Genomic DNA, 16,950 nt, shown 5'->3' with positions numbered 1-16,950 from the left:
CTTTATGACGGGACGACGAGAAGGTTGTTCTTTAAAATCAAACAAAGTTATGCTTTAACCAAAAAAGAAGGTGCCCTTTCGAATGAGGAGCACCTTCTTTGTAAGTATTATTGGCCTTGTTGACCTGAGTTTTGGGCTTTTTTTGCTTCAGCTTGTTGGTTTTGTTGTTTTACCTGTTGAGCATTGGTTTCACTAGCGAACTCAGTCCCGAATTGGCCTTGAGTAACACCACCAGCTGATTGAGCATTTTGTTGTCTTACTTCTTGAATGTTAGTTCCAGCCATTGATTGATTTGGTTGTTTTGCCATGTTTATCACCTCCACGCTCTTTAATTTATCCAAGCGCAGAAATATTATCCTTAGATTTTAAAAAACTAGGGCAAAGAAAATTTATGTAAAGAGAAACCTCAATCAGGGGGCCAAGTCTCTTATATTTTTATACAAGTAATGATATGCCTCCATCAACAATGATTGTTTGACCGCGAATCATACTTGATGCATCTGCCAATAAGAACATTACGGCATTTACGATATCCTCTATTTCAACCATTCTTCCAGCAGGTGTTTTGGTTTTTGCTTCAGCAAGCATTTCTTCCCTATTTGGAAAATGCTTTAATGCTTCCGTATCTACAGCTCCACCGGAAACAGCATTCACGATAATATTCTTAGGGGCAAGTTCAACAGCTAAGTATCTCGTTAAAGCCTCTAATGCTGCTTTAGAAACCCCAACGGTTGTATAATTTTCTAAATACCGAATGGAACCTAAAGAGCTGATGCTTACAATTTTACCTCCATTATTTTTTTCCATTAGCTTAGCTGCTTCTTGTGCACAAAATAGTAATGCTTTGCTATTAATATTCATTGTCCAATCCCAATGTGACTCCTGCAGCTCCATCGCAGGTCGCTGAACTCCTGAAGCTGCATTACTGACAAATACATCTAGACGTCCAAATTCTCTTTCGATTTCTTGAAATAAAAATTTTATCTTTTCAACATCCCCAACATTTGCCTTTACCGTTAAAACCTTTCTGCCCATTGCTTCAATTTCAGCGGCAACTTCCCCAGCTGCTGTTTTGCTTCTTGCGTAATTGATAACGATATCATAGCCTTCTTTTGCTAATCTCAAGGCTGTTGCTTTTCCAATTCCTCTGCTGCTTCCAGTTATTAATGCTACTTTTTGTGTCATTATTAACAATCCTTTCTTTTAGCGATTGCACTAGAAATGATAAATATTTATATGAACCGCTTTTTCCTCGATTGCTTAACATTTTATCTTTTTCATGTATATCTAGCAATCCGTTTCAAACAATACATATAAGGGAGTTATGAAAGGAAGAGAATTATGTATAATGGTCGAGACATGACAGAACTTTCAATGATATCAAAAAAAGACTGGAATGATCATGAACTAACCTATTTTCACCATTCCTTCCAGCAGATCGTTCCTTATTTGAATGCGGAGGGGCAATCGATTCAAAGAGAAATTGTGGAGGAAATCCAAAACCGTGGGGGATTAAGGAATACTAGAGAATAAAATGCATCTTCCTTATGGGGCTCTTTAGCCCCTTTAATTTGCGATAAAAACCTCTATAAATTAAATAGCGCTGTCTTTAGTTCATATTTTATATTTAGAAATTAGCATCACAAAGTTGGAAAAATCGACTTATGTGATGTTTTTTTGTTAAGAGGAAGGTTTATGAGAACAGTCATCAATGGAAATTTGCAAAAGGCGGTCTCATGAAAGGCTTATGAGACCACTCGCCAAAGGAAATTTGCAAATAGTGGTCTCATGTAAGTCTTATGAGACCACTCATCAATCAAAATTAACAAAAAGTGGTCTCATGAAACACTTATGAGACCACTCATCAATCAAAATTAACAAAAAGTGGTCTCATGAAACACTTATGAGACCACTCATCAATCAAAATTAACAAAAAGTGGTCTCATGTAAGTCTTATGAGACCACTCATCAATCAAAATTTGCTAAAAGCGGTCTCATGAAAGACTTATGAGACCGCTCACCAATGATAATTAACAAAAAGTGGTCTCATGAAACACTTATGAGACCACTCACCAAAGGAAACTAAAATAAAGCGGTCTCATGAGAGCCTTTAATTCTCTCAAAATTAAACCACACTAGAGAATTAGCCCCTTCTTTTTTATGTCAGACTCTCTTTGTACTTTTTTAGAATCTTTTGGTGTGAAACGGAGAATGCATACTGCTTTATTTCACTTATCGTTACGAATTTTAATTCCTCTGTTTCTTTTTCAATCGAATGAATACGTCCTTTATACGCATTGATATTCCATGTTAAATGGGAAAATATATGCTCAATTTGACCGATCATCTCATCTATTTGAACGTCTGCATCATAATCGATTTTGAATGTATTCTTTAATTGATCTTTTTCATGTTCAAACGGGAGCATGACTTCTATATTTAAGAATTCCCATAAATTTGCTAATAGTCCTGTGTCAGGCCTTTTATGAATAAGTATCCTTCCATCCTTATCTGTTAATACCGCAGCTGCTATCCGTACATGACGTGTTTTTTTGTTTTTCGTTTTCACAGGAAGCTCGTTTTGAGTCCCTTTATGAAAAGCATCGCAATGTTCACGAACTGGGCATAATAGGCAGCTTGGTGAAGTTGGTGTACAAATTAATGCGCCAAGCTCCATTAGTGCCTGATTAAAATACGATGGATTATCATGGGAAATTAGTTGTCTTACCGCCTCTTCAAAAATCTTTCTTGTAGATGGTTTAGCAATATCATCCCAAATGGATAATATTCTTGAGAGTACCCGCATAACATTACCATCAACAGCCGGTTCAGGCAGGCCGTAAGCAATACTTAAAATAGCACCTGCCGTATAGGGGCCTACTCCTTTTAAAGAAGAAATCTCCTTTTGGTTATTAGGTACCTTTCCCTCATAATTTTCATGGACTTCCTTTACGGCAGATTGGAGATTTCTTACCCGAGAATAATACCCAAGTCCTTCCCAAGCTTTTAACACTATTTCTTCATCCGCTTCTGATAATGCCTGAATCGTCGGAAACTGTTCTATAAATCGCTGAAAATATGGAATAACTGTGTCTACACGTGTTTGCTGCAACATAATTTCCGATACCCAAACTTTATATGGATCCTGATCCTTTCGCCATGGCAAGTCCCTTTTTTCAGCGTCAAACCATGTAATTAAATCATGCTGAAAGTTATTTATATTCATTTTATTGAGTTGATCAATTTGATTCTTTTTATCCAACGCTTTTCCTCCATGAAGATTTCAATTAGAAAAACTTTGCGTTCGCCAAGCCCTTTTTGCGAATGCCTTAGTTTTTCTTGTGCGATCTTATTAGCAGACATTTAATCGAAAACACACTTTACTTTAGTCCGTTAATAAAATTAAACTTTCCTGTTAGCTTAGAAAAACTTGGTGTACGCCAAGTCCTTTTTGGCGAATGCATTAGTTTTTCTATGCGATCTTATTAGCAGACATTTAATTGTGAACACACTTTACTTTAGTACGTTAATAAACTTAAACTTTCCTGTTAGGTAAAAAAAGTTTGTTTTCCTTTGTTAGGATAAACAACTGTTTAAATGAGAAAATATGATTATCATTTTAATTTTTAGTTCGCAGGAGAATAAATTGAATTTTTTTCCTAAATATGCACAAGCCTATGAACTTTTTTCTTCAATTTTAACAACTCTTATAAATGTAACCTATTTTTAACTGGTGGAACAAGATAAATAGGACTAAAATTAATATAGAAAGAATTTCTATAAGGAGGTTATTCCTCTTGGATACCGGTACACATATTGTCATGGGTCTTGCCCTAGCTGGTATAGCAACACTTGATCCTGTAGTAGCTGAAAATTCTGCTACCGCAACTAGTGTTATGATTGGGACGATCGTTGGTTCACAAATACCAGATGTCGACACCATCTTGAAGCTTAGAAGTAATGCTGTCTATATACGAAACCATCGCGGGATCACGCATTCTATTCCCGCTGTTCTACTTTGGCCATTAGCCATTATTGCTGTCATTTATCCATTCTTCCCTGAAGCAAATCTGTTCCATTTATGGATGTGGACATTTATTGCTGTTTTCCTGCATGTATTTGTTGATATATTTAATGCTTACGGAACACAAGCATTAAGACCTTTTTCATCGAAATGGGTCGCATTAGGTGTTATAAATACCTTTGATCCTTATATATTTGGAATTCATATTATCGGACTAATAATATGGGCTTTTGGTGCAAATCCCGGATATATTTTTATTGCTATTTATGCCATTTTGTTTTTTTATTATGTGCTCCGATTTAGAGAAAAGCGTAAAGTTTATAAAGAAGTTAAAAGGATGATTCCTGACGCCACTGAAATCATCATTGCTCCTACAATGAAAAATAATAAATGGCGAATTGCCGTCATGAACAGGCATCAATTTTTTGTTGGTCGCGCCCTAAATTCAGATGTGGAAATTATTGATCAATTTGACCGTGTGCCTGTACCTAAGATTCCTATTTTAGATGCGGCAAAAAAGGATAAAAACCTTTCTGCTTTTTTATCATTTTCCCCTGTTTACCGGTGGGAAATCGATGAATATGATGATTACTATGAGGTTCGCTTTATTGACCTCCGCTACCGCAGCAATGACTATTATCCATTTGTTGCCGTTGTTCAGCTAGACACTGATTTAAAAATTTTAACTTCCTATACAGGTTGGATTTTTAGTGAAGAAAAGTTAAGAAAAAAGCTTGATATTTTACCTAGTTAACTTTTTTTACAAGCTAAAAAAGGGAACAAACCATTAGAGTCGGCTTGTTCCCTTTTTTCCAATTACTAACCATTATACTGTACGAAGAAAAACAAATACTATATATACGTGAATAGCAATAACTCATCGTGCTTGCTATTCACGCTTTTTTATTTTGGGGGTAGGAGGCGGCTATATTATGCGTAATAAGGTAACGAACTTCCCAAATCAGAATAATAATAAATTCGAGGGTGAACCACGAGCAAAAGCTGAATATGCTTCCAAAAGAGCGGATGGAACAACCAATACACACCCTCAAGAACGTATGCGTGCATCAACAAACCGAGATAGCGATACACCTGAATTTTAAATGAATACATGAGGAGGCTTTGTGATGGCAAAACCAAAGAATTTTTTTAATTCAAAAGTCAAAGCACCTTGGTATCGGCCAAAACGTTCCCATTCACAGGTTAACGGAGAAACACAGCTTACTCAAGACCTCATTATTTTAGAAGCCACGACAAGAAGAAGATCTTAAGCAGAAAGAGGATGGCGCCATCCTCTTTCTCAGCTAAAATTTACTGCTTATAAGATCGCATAAGAAAATCTAGGTATTCGCTGAAAAGACTAGGCGAATGCCTAGTTTTTCTAATTATTTTTTCAACATCGAGATAGGAAGAGCTTCTTCACCATTGCTTCCTTTCAAACGAAACCCCCAAGCAAAAACACCATTCATATAATCAATTTTAAAATATTCGCCTGGTGCTCCCTCAATTTCGTAAATATCTCCCGCTTTATAGTCATCAGGATTCAATAAATAAGCTTTTGCCATCACTGCTTTTCTTTCAAGAACAGCAAACTCATTCACCATTCCCATTTGTTCTGCCTTCCTTGCCTTTTCATTCAGTTGAGAAATTTCCTGCTGAAGTTCATAAGAAGTCATATCACTATATCTTTTCTCTTGCAAATCATTCACCTTCCCTAACATGTACATTTACTATAAGTAAAAGTATATTGAAAAAAGATCTTTAAGAAAAGGAGTAAGTTTGAAGGAAATCTTTCATTAATTTGATACAATATGATTCAAGATGTTATTAAAAGGTGTGAAAACGAAAATGAAATCAATCATTATTACAGGAGCAGGTTCAGGTTTAGGAAAGGAATTAGCCCTATCCTTTGGACTTAAAGGATATCATATTATTTTGACAGGAAGAACAATGCAAAAGCTAAAATCTGTAGAGGAACAAATCGTCGCAAATAACGGCCATGCCGATTCCTTTTTAGTAGACATTACGAATCGATCTGCTATTCAGGAGTTTATGAATGAAGCGAATAGCAAATTTGACCTTTTTGGTTTGATTAATAACGCTGGAATAGGTCACTTTGGTCCATTTGAACAATTGACTATAAAAGAGATTGAAGAAATGATGCTCACAAACGTATTTGGAACCATTAACATGTCACAGACCTTTCTTTCGTCTAAAAAAAATAAAAGCGAAGGATTGATCATGAATATCATTTCAACGGCTGGACTTAAAGGCAAAGCCAAAGAGGCAGGATATTGTGCAAGTAAGTTTGCAGTTCGGGGACTTACTGAAAGCATGCAAAAGGAATATGAGAATTCAGGCATTCAAATAAAAGCTGTTTATATGGGTGGTATGGATACGCCTTTCTGGGATCAAAACGATCATATTCAAGACAAATCACGTCTGCGATCACCTGAGGAAATTGCTACAATCATTTTGGCGAACATGGATCAGGAAACGATTATTATTGAATCAAAGGGAAAGTAATTTGCACCATGAAATGAGGCTGTCCCATAAGGTGTCTGGCATCCACTTAATACACAACATCTAGTATCGTACTTTCTTATCGATATTAGATATTGCTCGTGGTGCCTGACATCTTTGCTTTTGGGCAGCCCCTTTTTTATATATCTTTATATTCATGAATAATCTTTTCAATTAAATCGATCGAGAATCCTTTACGATATAAGGCCTGTTTCATTTTTTGCTCATATTCATAAGAATTGATGAGATTTGAATATTTGCGATGTGTTTTTTCTGCATGCTTTCGTAGTGCGTCCATTTCTACATCTTCTGCTTTATCTATTTCAGATTCAGCAACAACAGCTTGAATGAGTTCATGTGAATACCCTTTCCTCATAAGCATTTGTTCAAGCTTTTGCTTCATGATACGAGAAGAATCCGTTTTATTTTTTTGGACAAACTTGTAGCTAAGCTTCATGGCTGCCTCAAATTCTTTCTCGTAAGGTAATTCCCGTAATGCTGCATTAATCAGCTGCTCTGAAATACCCTTCTCTCTTAATTCCCCACGTATCAATCCTGACCCTTTGTCTGTCGTATTCATGAGTGTTCGAACATATGCAATGGCGAACTCTTTATCGTCTAAAAAGCGATACTCATATAATTTATGAACTACTTCCTGCACAATGATTTCATCCACTTCTTTTTCCTTTAAATACTGGCGAACTTCTTTTTCCGATCTCATCCTTCTTGATAAATATTGGATAGATGTGTTGTAGGCTTTACGGATGTCATCTTGATAAGCAATCTCTGAAAGAGAAAATTCATCTACCTCCATTCCCTTTTTCAACTGATGCTTAATCAATACGTCTTCATCAACACTAAAGGCATATTTTTCATCTAAAAAAATATTATAACGGTCATTTTTTTTTTGCTGTACAGATATTTTTGTAATAATAGGCATGATTGTCACCTCACTTTTAATGTAACACATTAAGGAATACCGTGCCCGATTTTCTAAAAGCATGATTTCTGTATGATCAAATGTCGAGAAATAAAAGGGGTTAAGACATTATTGTAGAAGTCATAACGTATGAGTTATGTATTAGGGGGATTATGTATGAAAATTGCTTTGACTGGTGGAACGGGTTTTGTTGGCAAAGCTCTGACTAAGGAATTAATCAAATATGGCCACGAGATATTTATTTTAACAAGAAGGAATCATTTAAAAAACAGTGCAAACCTTTCATATGTTCAATGGCTGAATGATGGAAGCCTTCCTGAAAAAGAATTAGAAGGAATTGATGTCTTCATCAATTTAGCAGGAGAATCGATAAACAGTGGAAGATGGACGGAAGAACGCAAGAAAAAAATATTGACCAGCCGTATTACAGCAACAAAGGAAGTGCTGCGCATTTGCGGTCAATTGAGAAAAAAGCCTTCATTATTAATTAACGCGAGTGCTGTCGGTTATTATGGAACATCTTTAAATAAGACTTTTACAGAAAGTTCAATGGAGCATGGAAAAGACTTTCTTGCTGCCACTGTTCAACAATGGGAGGCTGAAGCTTTTAAAGCAAGAGAGTTAAATATAAGGGTTGTTTGTTGTCGCTTTGGCATTATTCTAGATAAAACAGATGGAGCATTGCCGCGGATTGCCCTTCCTTACAAATTATTTGCTGGCGGAACAGTAGGATCGGGAAATCAATGGGTATCATGGATTCATTTAAAGGATGTCATAAATGGAATAATATTTGCCATAAATCAAGCCGATTTAGAAGGGCCAGTCAACTTTACATCTCCAAATCCAGTATCTATGAGAGAATTTGGTCAGACGCTTGGGGAGGTTTTACACCGGCCACACTGGATTCCTGCACCTGGTTTTGCCCTGAAAGCTGTATTAGGAGAAATGAGCCTTCTCGTACTCGAGGGCCAAAAGGTTCTTCCGGCAGCATTGACATCTCATGGCTATTCATTTCAATACGATCATTTAAAACCTGCTTTATTAGACATCTTCAAATAATGAGTATCAAACTTTTCTAAAAAGGGAAAAATAAGGATGGTGTGAAAATTTATCAAAAATTGAAAGGATGATCCAAATGGATAAGAAAACGAAGGATAAGAAGAAACGATCTTTATCTGCTACTCAGGAGGTCCTTTACTCACGCGAATTTAAAATGGCTGACCGGGCTGGCGGCTATGTAGACAAACATACGAAGCATTAATTTCCACAAATAGTTTTTTGTGAAGTGTAGAAAATAAAGTACGGAAGCCTTTATTTCGTTTCCGTACTTTTATGCTGAAAGGGGTTTTTGACATGGGTCGTTCACGCGGACAAAGATCTCGGGATAAAAACAAAGCATCACTTCCACAAGTACCTAAACATATGAAATCCGATGGCATTGATGAAGAATTCTCTGAAGAGCTAGCAGATCGAGATGATCTTGAAGCACAAGCTCGCGCAAATGCAGCAAACCAAAGAGTAAAAGGAATAAATGAATGAAATAAGAAGCCGGGAAAACTCCCGGCTTCTTATTTCTGATTCTGTATATTATTTAAGCAGTTTGCTTATTAATTTCTTGTCCACCTTTGCCTAGGCGATTCTTAATATATGGGATTGCAAAGCGGTCAACACCCCAGAAATATGCACCACTGCCAGTAAAGAGTAGAATAATTGCTGCTGTGTATAGGATAGGGTTAGTGCTTGTAGTTCCTGCTAGCATGAAGTTAAGGTTCATGAATGCACCCGCCAGTAAAGCCGGAATTGTAGCTGCCCCTAGAATTAAACCTAAACCTACTAGAAGTTCACCATATGCTACTAATGTACTGAATAATTCCGCGTTTGGTAAAGCAAAGTTTTCTAAAAATGCTGCATACCAGCCTTGAACTGCAGGATGATCCCCAGTAGAATTTTGAATCGCGAATTGCATAAATCCACTCGCATCAAAGCCATCAGTTACTTTATGCCATCCAGCATTAATCCATTGTATTCCTAGCCATATTCTTAATATTGTCCACAGTACCGCTACTTGCGGAGTTTTCCACCATTTCATGGTAATCATCTCCTGATTTCAAAATATATTGTGATTTTTTTCACAATACTTATTAATAAATTTTCACCTTATGAAGGTTATAAAGCCGGCCAGCTTCTTACAGAAAGAAAGTTGTTTAACTTTGTGATTTTTTTCACTTTCTTTCTACACTTTTAATATACTCGATTAAATACTCATTGCCAATGGACTTCACCGTTTCTTCACAAATGATTTACATGTATATGACTTTCCTGTGAACATAATTTACCAAGCACCAATTAATCGTGGGAGTAGCCAATCAGAATTCCTTTTCATAAAATGAAAGCCCACAGAGATATTGAATAAATAATAAAGACAGGCATTATATTGCTAAGGCCTGTCTTAGATCAAATGTATCTATTTTTTTCAAAAGTTTATCAACCGTTAGTTAATGCTACAGCCTTACTATGTAGCTGATAATAAACTCCTTCTTGCATTAAAAGGAAGTCATGCGTGCCCTCTTCAATAATTCGCCCATTATCAAGAACAAAAATGCGATCTGCATTTTGGACGGTATTCAAGCGGTGAGCAATCACAAAACTTGTTCTTCCCTTCATTAATTCCTTTAGTGCTGCTTGAATTTTTAATTCAGTCACTGTATCAATGCTGCTTGTTGCTTCATCCAAAATTAAAATAGTCGGATTGGCGAGAAATGCTCTAGCAATTGATAATAGCTGCTTTTGCCCCTGACTAATACCGCTTCCATCTTGATTTAATACTGTATGATAATGATGAGGGAGCTTCATAATAAATGAATGGGCGTTAGCCAATTTTGCAGCTGTTATGACTTCCTCTTCTGTTGCTGACAGTCTTCCATAACGAATATTTTCTATTACTGTACCTTGAAATAAGAATGAATCTTGTAAAACAAAACCCATATGCTGTCTTAAGCTTTCCCTTCTTATATCTGAAATATCTTGACCATCAATTAATATACACCCACTATCCACCTCATAAAAACGAGAAAGCAGATTAATCATCGTGGTTTTCCCTGCACCTGTTGGACCAACAAATGCCGCTGTTTCACCAGGTGAAACGTGGAGATTAATATTCTTAACTGTTTGATTCTCCTCTTCATAAGAAAAGGTTACGTCCTGAAATTCAACTTCTCCCCTTACATCATCTAGCTCTCGAAGATCAGTCTCATGCAGAAACTCATCCTCTTCATCCAGTATTTCAAATACTCTTTCCGCTCCAGCAATAGCTGAAAGCAATGTATTAAACTGGTTGGCAAGATCATTAAGAGGACGAGTAAAGGAGCGTGAATACTCAGCAAAAATAACAATGACTCCGATAGATATCATTCCTTTTAAGGCTAGAATCCCTCCTATTCCAGCGATAATCGTGAAGCTAAAATTATTTAGAAAGTTCATCAGCTTTGGGATAAAGCCAGAATAGGTTTGTGCCCAATAGCCTGCTCCTTTTAACCGTTCTGCTTTTTCCGTAAATTCAGCTATTACTTTCTTTTCCTGAGAAAAGGTTTTAATAATTCTTTGTCCTGAAATCGTTTCTTCTATAAAGCCATTTAATTCACCCAGATTTTTTTGCTGTTCCTTAAACAATTTTCCGGTTCTCTTCGTGATCCATTTCATTCCGTAAAACATAAGAGGGACAATAATCAATGTAAGTAATGTTAATAATGGACTAAGCCAAAGCATGACTGATATCGTGCCAATAAGAGTAACCAGGCTCGAAAAAATTTGAATGACTGAGCTGTTTAAGGTTGAACTGACATTTTCAATATCATTTGTCATTCTGCTCATTAATTCCCCGTGCTGACGCTTATCGAAAAAAGAGATCGGCAGCTTATGCAAATGCTGAAATAACTTAGTCCTCATCTCATAGACTGTGTTTTGTGCAATGCCAATCATCCAATAATTTTGGAACCAAACGGAAAGAGAGTAGACGACATAGATTCCCGCAAGTCCAAGGAGAAGCAAAATAAACCCTTCACTGCTCTTCTTTACAATATATTCATCGATTGCCATTCCTACTAAAAATGGTCCAAGTAAACCCAAAAAAGAACTAAGGAGTACCATAAAAAGAACAAGGAATAAAAGCCCTTTATTAAAAGCGAGATATTGCCAAATTCTGTTTAATGTTTGCTTGTAGTTTTTGGATTTTGTCCGCTTTTTGATAGGTACTTCTTCTTCCTTTTCCATATTTAATAAAGAGTTTCTTTTATATTGAAACAGTCTTTTCAATTCATTAAGCATAATTTATTTTCTCCTCTCTCAATTGAGATCGGAATATTTGTCTGTACAGATCCGAAGACTCCAGTAACGATTCATGGTTCCCCTCATCTAATAGTCTCCCATTTTCTAAAAGCAGGATTTTATCAGCTTCCATTGCAGTACTTATTTTCTGGGTAATAATGAGTGTTGTACATGTATATACCTTTAAGGCATGGAGCAATTTCGCTTCTGTTCGCATATCTAAAGCACTGGTACTATCATCAAGCAGCAGTATTTTCGGTTTCCTTACAATTGCCCTGGCAATAGATAGCCTTTGTTTTTGACCGCCTGAAAGATTAACTCCTTTTTGACCAAGCTTGGTCTCAAGCTTATTTGGCAGATTTTTTATCGTTTCATAGATTTGCGCATTTTTAGCAGCATCAATGATCTCATCTATTGATGCATCTTCCTTTCCCCATGCAATATTTTCCTTGACTGTTCCTGTGAACAGCAATGCTTCCTGAGGCACAAAGCCAATTTGTCTTCGCAAATTCTCCTGCTTCATTCGGCGAACATCCATACCGTCGATAGAAATTTCTCCAGAGCTTGCATCATATAAACGGGGAATTAACTGAAACAAGCTGGTTTTGCCAGACCCAGTTGCTCCTAAGATGGCAACTGTTTCTCCTGGATGAGCAATGAAGCTAATATTTTCGAGTGCAAAGGTTTCCGTCCCTGGATATTGGAAGGTCACATCCTTAAACTCAATCTTTCCCTCCTTAACAAGCAAGGATGAATTTGCATCCACATGATCAGAAAGATCCACTGTTGTATCAAGAACCTCCTCAATCCTTTTAGAAGAGGCACGTGCACGCGAAAAGGCCATAATAAGAAAAGAAAAGATTGAAAAAGCACCTGTAATTCTAGTTGCATAGTTCACGATCGCAACGACTTCCCCTACCTTCACATCTCCAGTATTCACCTGAATGCTTCCAAACCACAGAACACCAAGAATGCTTATATTCATAATAAAGAGAAGGATAGGCATGGTAACTTCCATTAGTCTTAGCGCTTTCATTGTATGATCCTTCAATTCTTCATTCGCATCAGTAAATCGTTTTACCTCATATTTTCTTCTAGTAAAAGCCTTTATTAACCTGATTCCTGTAAGATTTTCCTTCATGACATTATTCAAAGAATCTAATTTTTCCTGCACCGTTTTAAATAGCATCCCACCCTTGTTCATTACCCAAGTTAAAAAAATAAACAAAAATGGTACAACGACAGATAAAATCAGTGCTAGCTTTACATTCACAACGAATGCCATGACAAGCCCCCCAATAATTAAGAGCGGAGCACGCAGCATAATTCTTAAACTCATAAATAATGTATTTTGAATTTGTGTAATATCGTTCGTCATCCTTGTAATAAGAGATGCCACTGAGAACTGGTTATAGTTTGCAAAAGAAAAGGATTGCACCTTTTCGAATAAACTCATTCTTACATCAAATCCGAAGCTCTGACTAGCATGGGCAGAGTAAAAAGAATTGACGATACCCGCTGCAAAGGAAATAAGCGAGAACCCTAGCATGATGGCTCCCCATTTCATGACGATGGCCAAATCACTCTTTAAAATGCCATCATCAATAATCTTTGCCATGAAAAGAGGCTGAAAAAGCTCAACTGCGAGCTCAGTGAATGTTAAAAATAATGCAATTGCAACAGCAATCCGGTAAGGCTTCAAATAAGACAATACCTTTATCATGATGGAATCCCCCAAAGCATTTACTAGTTTATTAACATAGGTATATAGATAATCAATACTTCGAATCCCTAAATAAATAAGATGATAACATAATCATATCCTCTTTTACGGAATTTTTAAATAATTTATTTTTTTATATAACTTAAAGCTTTTCGGATATCTGCTTTAGGAATAGCATTTCTTGTTTTGATTCATTTAAGACTACTAAAAAGAAGCACCCAATAAGTGCTTCCTTTTGTTGGTACTATCAAAAAACATCATTACCTAATTTAATTGTTCTTTCTTCACAATCACGAATTTTTTTTAATAATTCGGGTTATTATCTCCGACTTTTAAGCCTTTGTTTTCATAATAAGCTTGTCCCTTTTTATACATTTTTTTCGTGATAAATCGCTCTTTGTTGTATGTAATCTCTAGCTTTCTAGCATAACCTTTAGCGTATATTCATAATTTCCTATTCAAGAATAACTGGATAAACTCAATATCCTCTTTTGTTATGTCTTCAATCTCATCAATCGACTGAATTACTTTCATGACTTGCTTATCTCGAGAATCTTTAGGTTTATTACTAAAATAATTAGTAACAGCAGATGTGAATATACCAATAATCCCAATCCCTACCATTAGTAATACGGCAGCCATTAATCGGCCTAATACGGTAACAGGCGCAATATCTCCATATCCAACTGTAGTTATTGTAATCAAACCCCACCACAACGCTTCACCGTAAGTTTCAATCGCCGGTTCAACGATAGCAATCGGTATTGGTATGACAAATAACATTGCGACACCAAACTTGAAAGCTTTGTCTAATCCATTCGTTTTTAACACCGCATAAAAAGGTTTTAAATAACGAGAACTGATGCCAAGCAATTGAAGAACTTTAAATATACGGACTAGTCTAGCTGCTCTTAAAAGTGAATCGAACGGGATTATAGCTACTAACTCTAAGAGATGTTTCTTTACATAGTGCCACTTGTTTTCTGCTCGTGCAAAACGAACAAAGTAATCCACTACGAATATAAGCCAAATAGTTTGTTGAAAAATCACAAATCGCTTATCAACCATGAGAGCAAGGACTACTGAGATAAGGATCAAAACAATCATAAAAATTTCATATGCAATTACAAGCTTTTTCACTAAATCGACCGCCTATATCAAATAGTTTAATAGAACCAGTGTAGCACATGGGCGAAGAGAGCCAAACCATTTGGTATAGCCTGTTATACCAAATGGTTTGGCTCTTTGAAGCTGTGTCGGCGTCCGCCGAGCAAAAAAAGACACGAGAATAATCTCCCGTATCTCTTGTATCTCACTCTTTTTCTTTGTCAATCTCGGCATTATATTGACAATATGTAAAATTTTCGTGTACATGGACTGACAATCTTTATTCGTTTTTGTAGGCCTCATATTCTGATAGGATAAACAAATGGACGATTCGTATTTCTTTTGGGTCACCTAAGAGTGATTGATCTTCACCAAAAATAGGTTTTCTATTTGAATCTAGCATGATCCAGTTAGATGCCAAAGTATTAAAAATTCTACTTATATTTTCAATAGATAACTTAACATTTTCAATTTTGCCTGGGGATGCAGTGAAATCAGTTCCTGCCTCTAATCCAAAGCATTCCTTCATCCATATCTGCAATCCGCCTAATGTATTAAACTTCATTTTATAGCCATTATTAATCGTGTCCTCTAAATCCTCCCCATGTTTTTCTGCATAGGTAAAAAATTCATCATAATGATAATGTTGATCTTCTGCAATTTTCAACGGAGTCGTATCATTTGTTTTCAAGCTAGACAATAATACTTCGTCAGACACACCAAATCTACGGGCCCTTTCTAGTAAAATAGCAGTCATTTGCGAAAGCTTTGTTTTTTGACTCATGAATGATTCCTTCTTTCAAATAGCATTTTTTATAAAAATATTAACACAATTCTAAAATTAATAGCTAAAAAAAACAGATGTCACTTGTAAAATGACATCTGTCTACTACTAAATCCTAGGAAAATCTATCATTATAATAGATCTCTTCTTAATTCTTCAGCCGTTTTATGTGACAAGTAAACCGGTGGTACTTCAAAAACTGATTTTGCTCCAGCTTGTCCCTCTTTATTTAATCGATAGGCAGCACGTGCATAGGCGACTAATACGCTAGAAGTGAATTCCGGATTACTGTCTAGATTTAATGAAAATTCAATAATTTGTTTATTCTCAGCACCTGATTTTCCGCCTCGGATAACAAATCCGCCATGTGGAAGCTTGGAATGATTTGCTTTTAATTCTTCTTCGGAAATAAAATGTACCTCTGTTATATAATCAGCAAAATAATTTGGCATTGTTTTGATAGTTTCTTCAATCTTTGCTTGGTCATAACCTTCTTCGGCAACTACATAGCAAACGCGTAAATGCTTTTCAGCAGTTGATAGTTCAGGATTGTCTCCGCTTCTAACTTTATTAACTGCTTCTTCTATCGGGACAGTGTACTGAACAGCGCCCTTTACTCCTTCTATTCTGCGAATAGCATCTGAATGTCCTTGGCTGACACCTTTTCCCCAGAAGGTATAAGTTTCACCGACTGGCAAAATAGCCTCTGCCATTAAGCGATTGATTGAAAACAATCCTGGGTCCCAGCCTACAGAAATAATACTCGTTTTCCCGCTTTCTTTTGCAGCTTTATCAACCGAATCGAAATATTCTGGAATTTTCGCATGTGTATCAAAGCTATCAACCGTATTAAACAGTTGTGCAAACTGAGGGCCTTGTTCAGGCAGGTCTGTGGCAGATCCTCCACATAAAATCATGACGTCAATTTTGTTCTTATAATCTTCAGCTTCGGAAATATGTAAAACCTTAGCATTTGTACCCTCTACAGAAACGCTCTCCGGAGACCGTCTAGTAAAAATGCTAACTAACTCCATATCTGAGCTTTGATTTATTGCCGATACAACCCCTCGTCCAAGATTACCATAACCAACAATTCCTACTTTAATTTGACTATTCATTGTTCTCCCTCCATAGCTGCATATTTAAAAGGACATTAGTGCCTTTTTTATTTTTCATATTACCTTTTTTTATAACGACATACAATAAAAACTTTATTGCAATAAAGTGAAACTTCAATCAGTGGAGGTTCTCCGACGCACAGGACGTGCTAGTGCCGACGTTGCCACAGGACGTGGCGTTCTAAGTCGGCTTTCATCCCCCACTGATTGTTAGTTGCGGCCCATAGGAAGTGGGTCACGCAGACGTTGCCACAGGATGTGGCGCTTTTAGTCTGTGTTCATTTTATGGGCCTTTACGGGCAGCTGATCCCCCACTTAGGTTTCTTTGATTCTCTAGCAACCTTGAAGTGGGGGGTCTTACTGCCCGTTAATCTGTGATAAAGTAATAATATGCTCGCTTATTCTGAT

General features: G+C 36.5%; 19 protein-coding genes. 8 read left to right on the top strand and 11 right to left on the bottom strand.

The window, feature by feature from the left end; all coding sequences use genetic code 11:
- Window positions 1-107 precede the first annotated feature (107 nt).
- Both FSZ17_RS06555 and fabL read right to left on the bottom strand, forming a co-directional pair.
- Window positions 108-308, bottom strand: coding sequence for a gamma-type small acid-soluble spore protein (locus tag FSZ17_RS06555; RefSeq protein ID WP_057774906.1), 201 nt, complete (start codon window positions 306-308; stop codon window positions 108-110).
- A 127-nt stretch (window positions 309-435) separates the two neighbouring features.
- Entirely contained in the window at window positions 436-1,185 is a 750-nt protein-coding gene (gene fabL, locus FSZ17_RS06550) for an enoyl-[acyl-carrier-protein] reductase FabL (RefSeq protein WP_057774908.1), read from the bottom strand.
- Between the two features lie 156 nt (window positions 1,186-1,341).
- On the opposite strand from fabL, the gene FSZ17_RS06545 reads away from it, so the two are divergent.
- Window positions 1,342-1,533 (top strand): hypothetical protein, encoded by a 192-nt coding sequence (locus FSZ17_RS06545; RefSeq protein ID WP_057774912.1) that lies wholly within the window; start codon window positions 1,342-1,344, stop codon window positions 1,531-1,533.
- 625 nt (window positions 1,534-2,158) lie between these two features.
- Here FSZ17_RS06545 and mutY read toward each other — a convergent pair.
- A complete protein-coding gene (gene mutY, locus FSZ17_RS06540; protein ID WP_185150704.1) occupies window positions 2,159-3,226 on the bottom strand; it encodes an A/G-specific adenine glycosylase in 1,068 nt (355 codons plus the stop codon).
- 571 nt (window positions 3,227-3,797) lie between these two features.
- On the opposite strand from mutY, the gene FSZ17_RS06535 reads away from it, so the two are divergent.
- The 3 genes from FSZ17_RS06535 to FSZ17_RS06525 all read left to right on the top strand — a co-directional run bounded on the left by FSZ17_RS06535 (window position 3,798) and on the right by FSZ17_RS06525 (window position 5,295).
- The gene (locus tag FSZ17_RS06535; RefSeq protein ID WP_057774917.1) at window positions 3,798-4,778 is read left to right on the top strand and encodes a metal-dependent hydrolase; all 981 of its coding nucleotides are present in this window, start codon (window positions 3,798-3,800) and stop codon (window positions 4,776-4,778) included.
- Window positions 4,779-4,956: 178 nt separating this feature from the next.
- The gene (locus tag FSZ17_RS06530) at window positions 4,957-5,127 is read left to right on the top strand and encodes a small, acid-soluble spore protein K (protein ID WP_057774920.1); all 171 of its coding nucleotides are present in this window, start codon (window positions 4,957-4,959) and stop codon (window positions 5,125-5,127) included.
- Window positions 5,128-5,151: 24 nt separating this feature from the next.
- A complete protein-coding gene (locus FSZ17_RS06525) occupies window positions 5,152-5,295 on the top strand; it encodes a YpzG family protein (protein ID WP_082625339.1) in 144 nt (47 codons plus the stop codon).
- A 114-nt stretch (window positions 5,296-5,409) separates the two neighbouring features.
- On the opposite strand, the gene FSZ17_RS06520 is transcribed toward FSZ17_RS06525, so the two are convergent.
- Window positions 5,410-5,724, bottom strand: coding sequence for a YfhH family protein (locus FSZ17_RS06520; protein ID WP_057774923.1), 315 nt, complete (start codon window positions 5,722-5,724; stop codon window positions 5,410-5,412).
- A gap of 148 nt (window positions 5,725-5,872) precedes the next feature.
- On the opposite strand from FSZ17_RS06520, the gene FSZ17_RS06515 reads away from it, so the two are divergent.
- Window positions 5,873-6,550 carry an SDR family NAD(P)-dependent oxidoreductase gene (locus FSZ17_RS06515; RefSeq protein ID WP_057775410.1) on the top strand — a complete coding sequence of 226 codons (678 nt, stop codon included), beginning with the start codon at window positions 5,873-5,875 and terminating at the stop codon, window positions 6,548-6,550.
- A gap of 136 nt (window positions 6,551-6,686) precedes the next feature.
- On the opposite strand, the gene recX is transcribed toward FSZ17_RS06515, so the two are convergent.
- Window positions 6,687-7,487 (bottom strand): recombination regulator RecX, encoded by an 801-nt coding sequence (gene recX / locus FSZ17_RS06510; RefSeq protein ID WP_057774925.1) that lies wholly within the window; start codon window positions 7,485-7,487, stop codon window positions 6,687-6,689.
- 156 nt (window positions 7,488-7,643) lie between these two features.
- Between recX and FSZ17_RS06505 the strand changes: the two genes are divergently transcribed.
- The 3 genes from FSZ17_RS06505 (at window position 7,644) to FSZ17_RS06495 (ending at window position 9,026) form a co-directional block, all read left to right on the top strand.
- Complete coding sequence (locus FSZ17_RS06505) at window positions 7,644-8,546, top strand: TIGR01777 family oxidoreductase (RefSeq protein ID WP_057774928.1); 903 nt, start codon at window positions 7,644-7,646, stop codon at window positions 8,544-8,546.
- Between the two features lie 76 nt (window positions 8,547-8,622).
- Window positions 8,623-8,748 carry a YfhE family protein gene (locus FSZ17_RS06500; RefSeq protein WP_082625340.1) on the top strand — a complete coding sequence of 42 codons (126 nt, stop codon included), beginning with the start codon at window positions 8,623-8,625 and terminating at the stop codon, window positions 8,746-8,748.
- A 92-nt stretch (window positions 8,749-8,840) separates the two neighbouring features.
- A complete protein-coding gene (locus tag FSZ17_RS06495; protein WP_057774932.1) occupies window positions 8,841-9,026 on the top strand; it encodes a YfhD family protein in 186 nt (61 codons plus the stop codon).
- A gap of 52 nt (window positions 9,027-9,078) precedes the next feature.
- Here FSZ17_RS06495 and FSZ17_RS06490 read toward each other — a convergent pair whose 3' ends face one another.
- The 6 genes from FSZ17_RS06490 to FSZ17_RS06460 form a co-directional block, all read right to left on the bottom strand.
- The gene (locus FSZ17_RS06490) at window positions 9,079-9,576 is read right to left on the bottom strand and encodes a DoxX family membrane protein (protein WP_057774934.1); all 498 of its coding nucleotides are present in this window, start codon (window positions 9,574-9,576) and stop codon (window positions 9,079-9,081) included.
- A 395-nt stretch (window positions 9,577-9,971) separates the two neighbouring features.
- Window positions 9,972-11,810 carry an ABC transporter ATP-binding protein gene (locus FSZ17_RS06485; RefSeq protein ID WP_057774937.1) on the bottom strand — a complete coding sequence of 613 codons (1,839 nt, stop codon included), beginning with the start codon at window positions 11,808-11,810 and terminating at the stop codon, window positions 9,972-9,974.
- Window positions 11,803-13,533 (bottom strand): ABC transporter ATP-binding protein, encoded by a 1,731-nt coding sequence (locus FSZ17_RS06480; protein WP_057774941.1) that lies wholly within the window; start codon window positions 13,531-13,533, stop codon window positions 11,803-11,805. Before FSZ17_RS06480 ends, FSZ17_RS06485 begins: the two co-directional genes overlap by 8 nt.
- A gap of 444 nt (window positions 13,534-13,977) precedes the next feature.
- The gene (locus FSZ17_RS06470; RefSeq protein WP_057774944.1) at window positions 13,978-14,673 is read right to left on the bottom strand and encodes a potassium channel family protein; all 696 of its coding nucleotides are present in this window, start codon (window positions 14,671-14,673) and stop codon (window positions 13,978-13,980) included.
- A 247-nt stretch (window positions 14,674-14,920) separates the two neighbouring features.
- Window positions 14,921-15,424, bottom strand: coding sequence for a hypothetical protein (locus tag FSZ17_RS06465; protein ID WP_057774947.1), 504 nt, complete (start codon window positions 15,422-15,424; stop codon window positions 14,921-14,923).
- 131 nt (window positions 15,425-15,555) lie between these two features.
- Window positions 15,556-16,542 (bottom strand): diaminopimelate dehydrogenase, encoded by a 987-nt coding sequence (locus FSZ17_RS06460; protein WP_057774951.1) that lies wholly within the window; start codon window positions 16,540-16,542, stop codon window positions 15,556-15,558.
- Window positions 16,543-16,950 lie beyond the last annotated feature (408 nt).

This window comes from Cytobacillus dafuensis (assembly GCF_007995155.1).
Taxonomy (GTDB): domain Bacteria; phylum Bacillota; class Bacilli; order Bacillales; family Cytobacillaceae; genus Cytobacillus; species Cytobacillus dafuensis.
The sequence above is the reverse complement of the archived record's forward strand: the minus strand, read 5'-3'. Positions and strand labels throughout refer to the sequence as shown.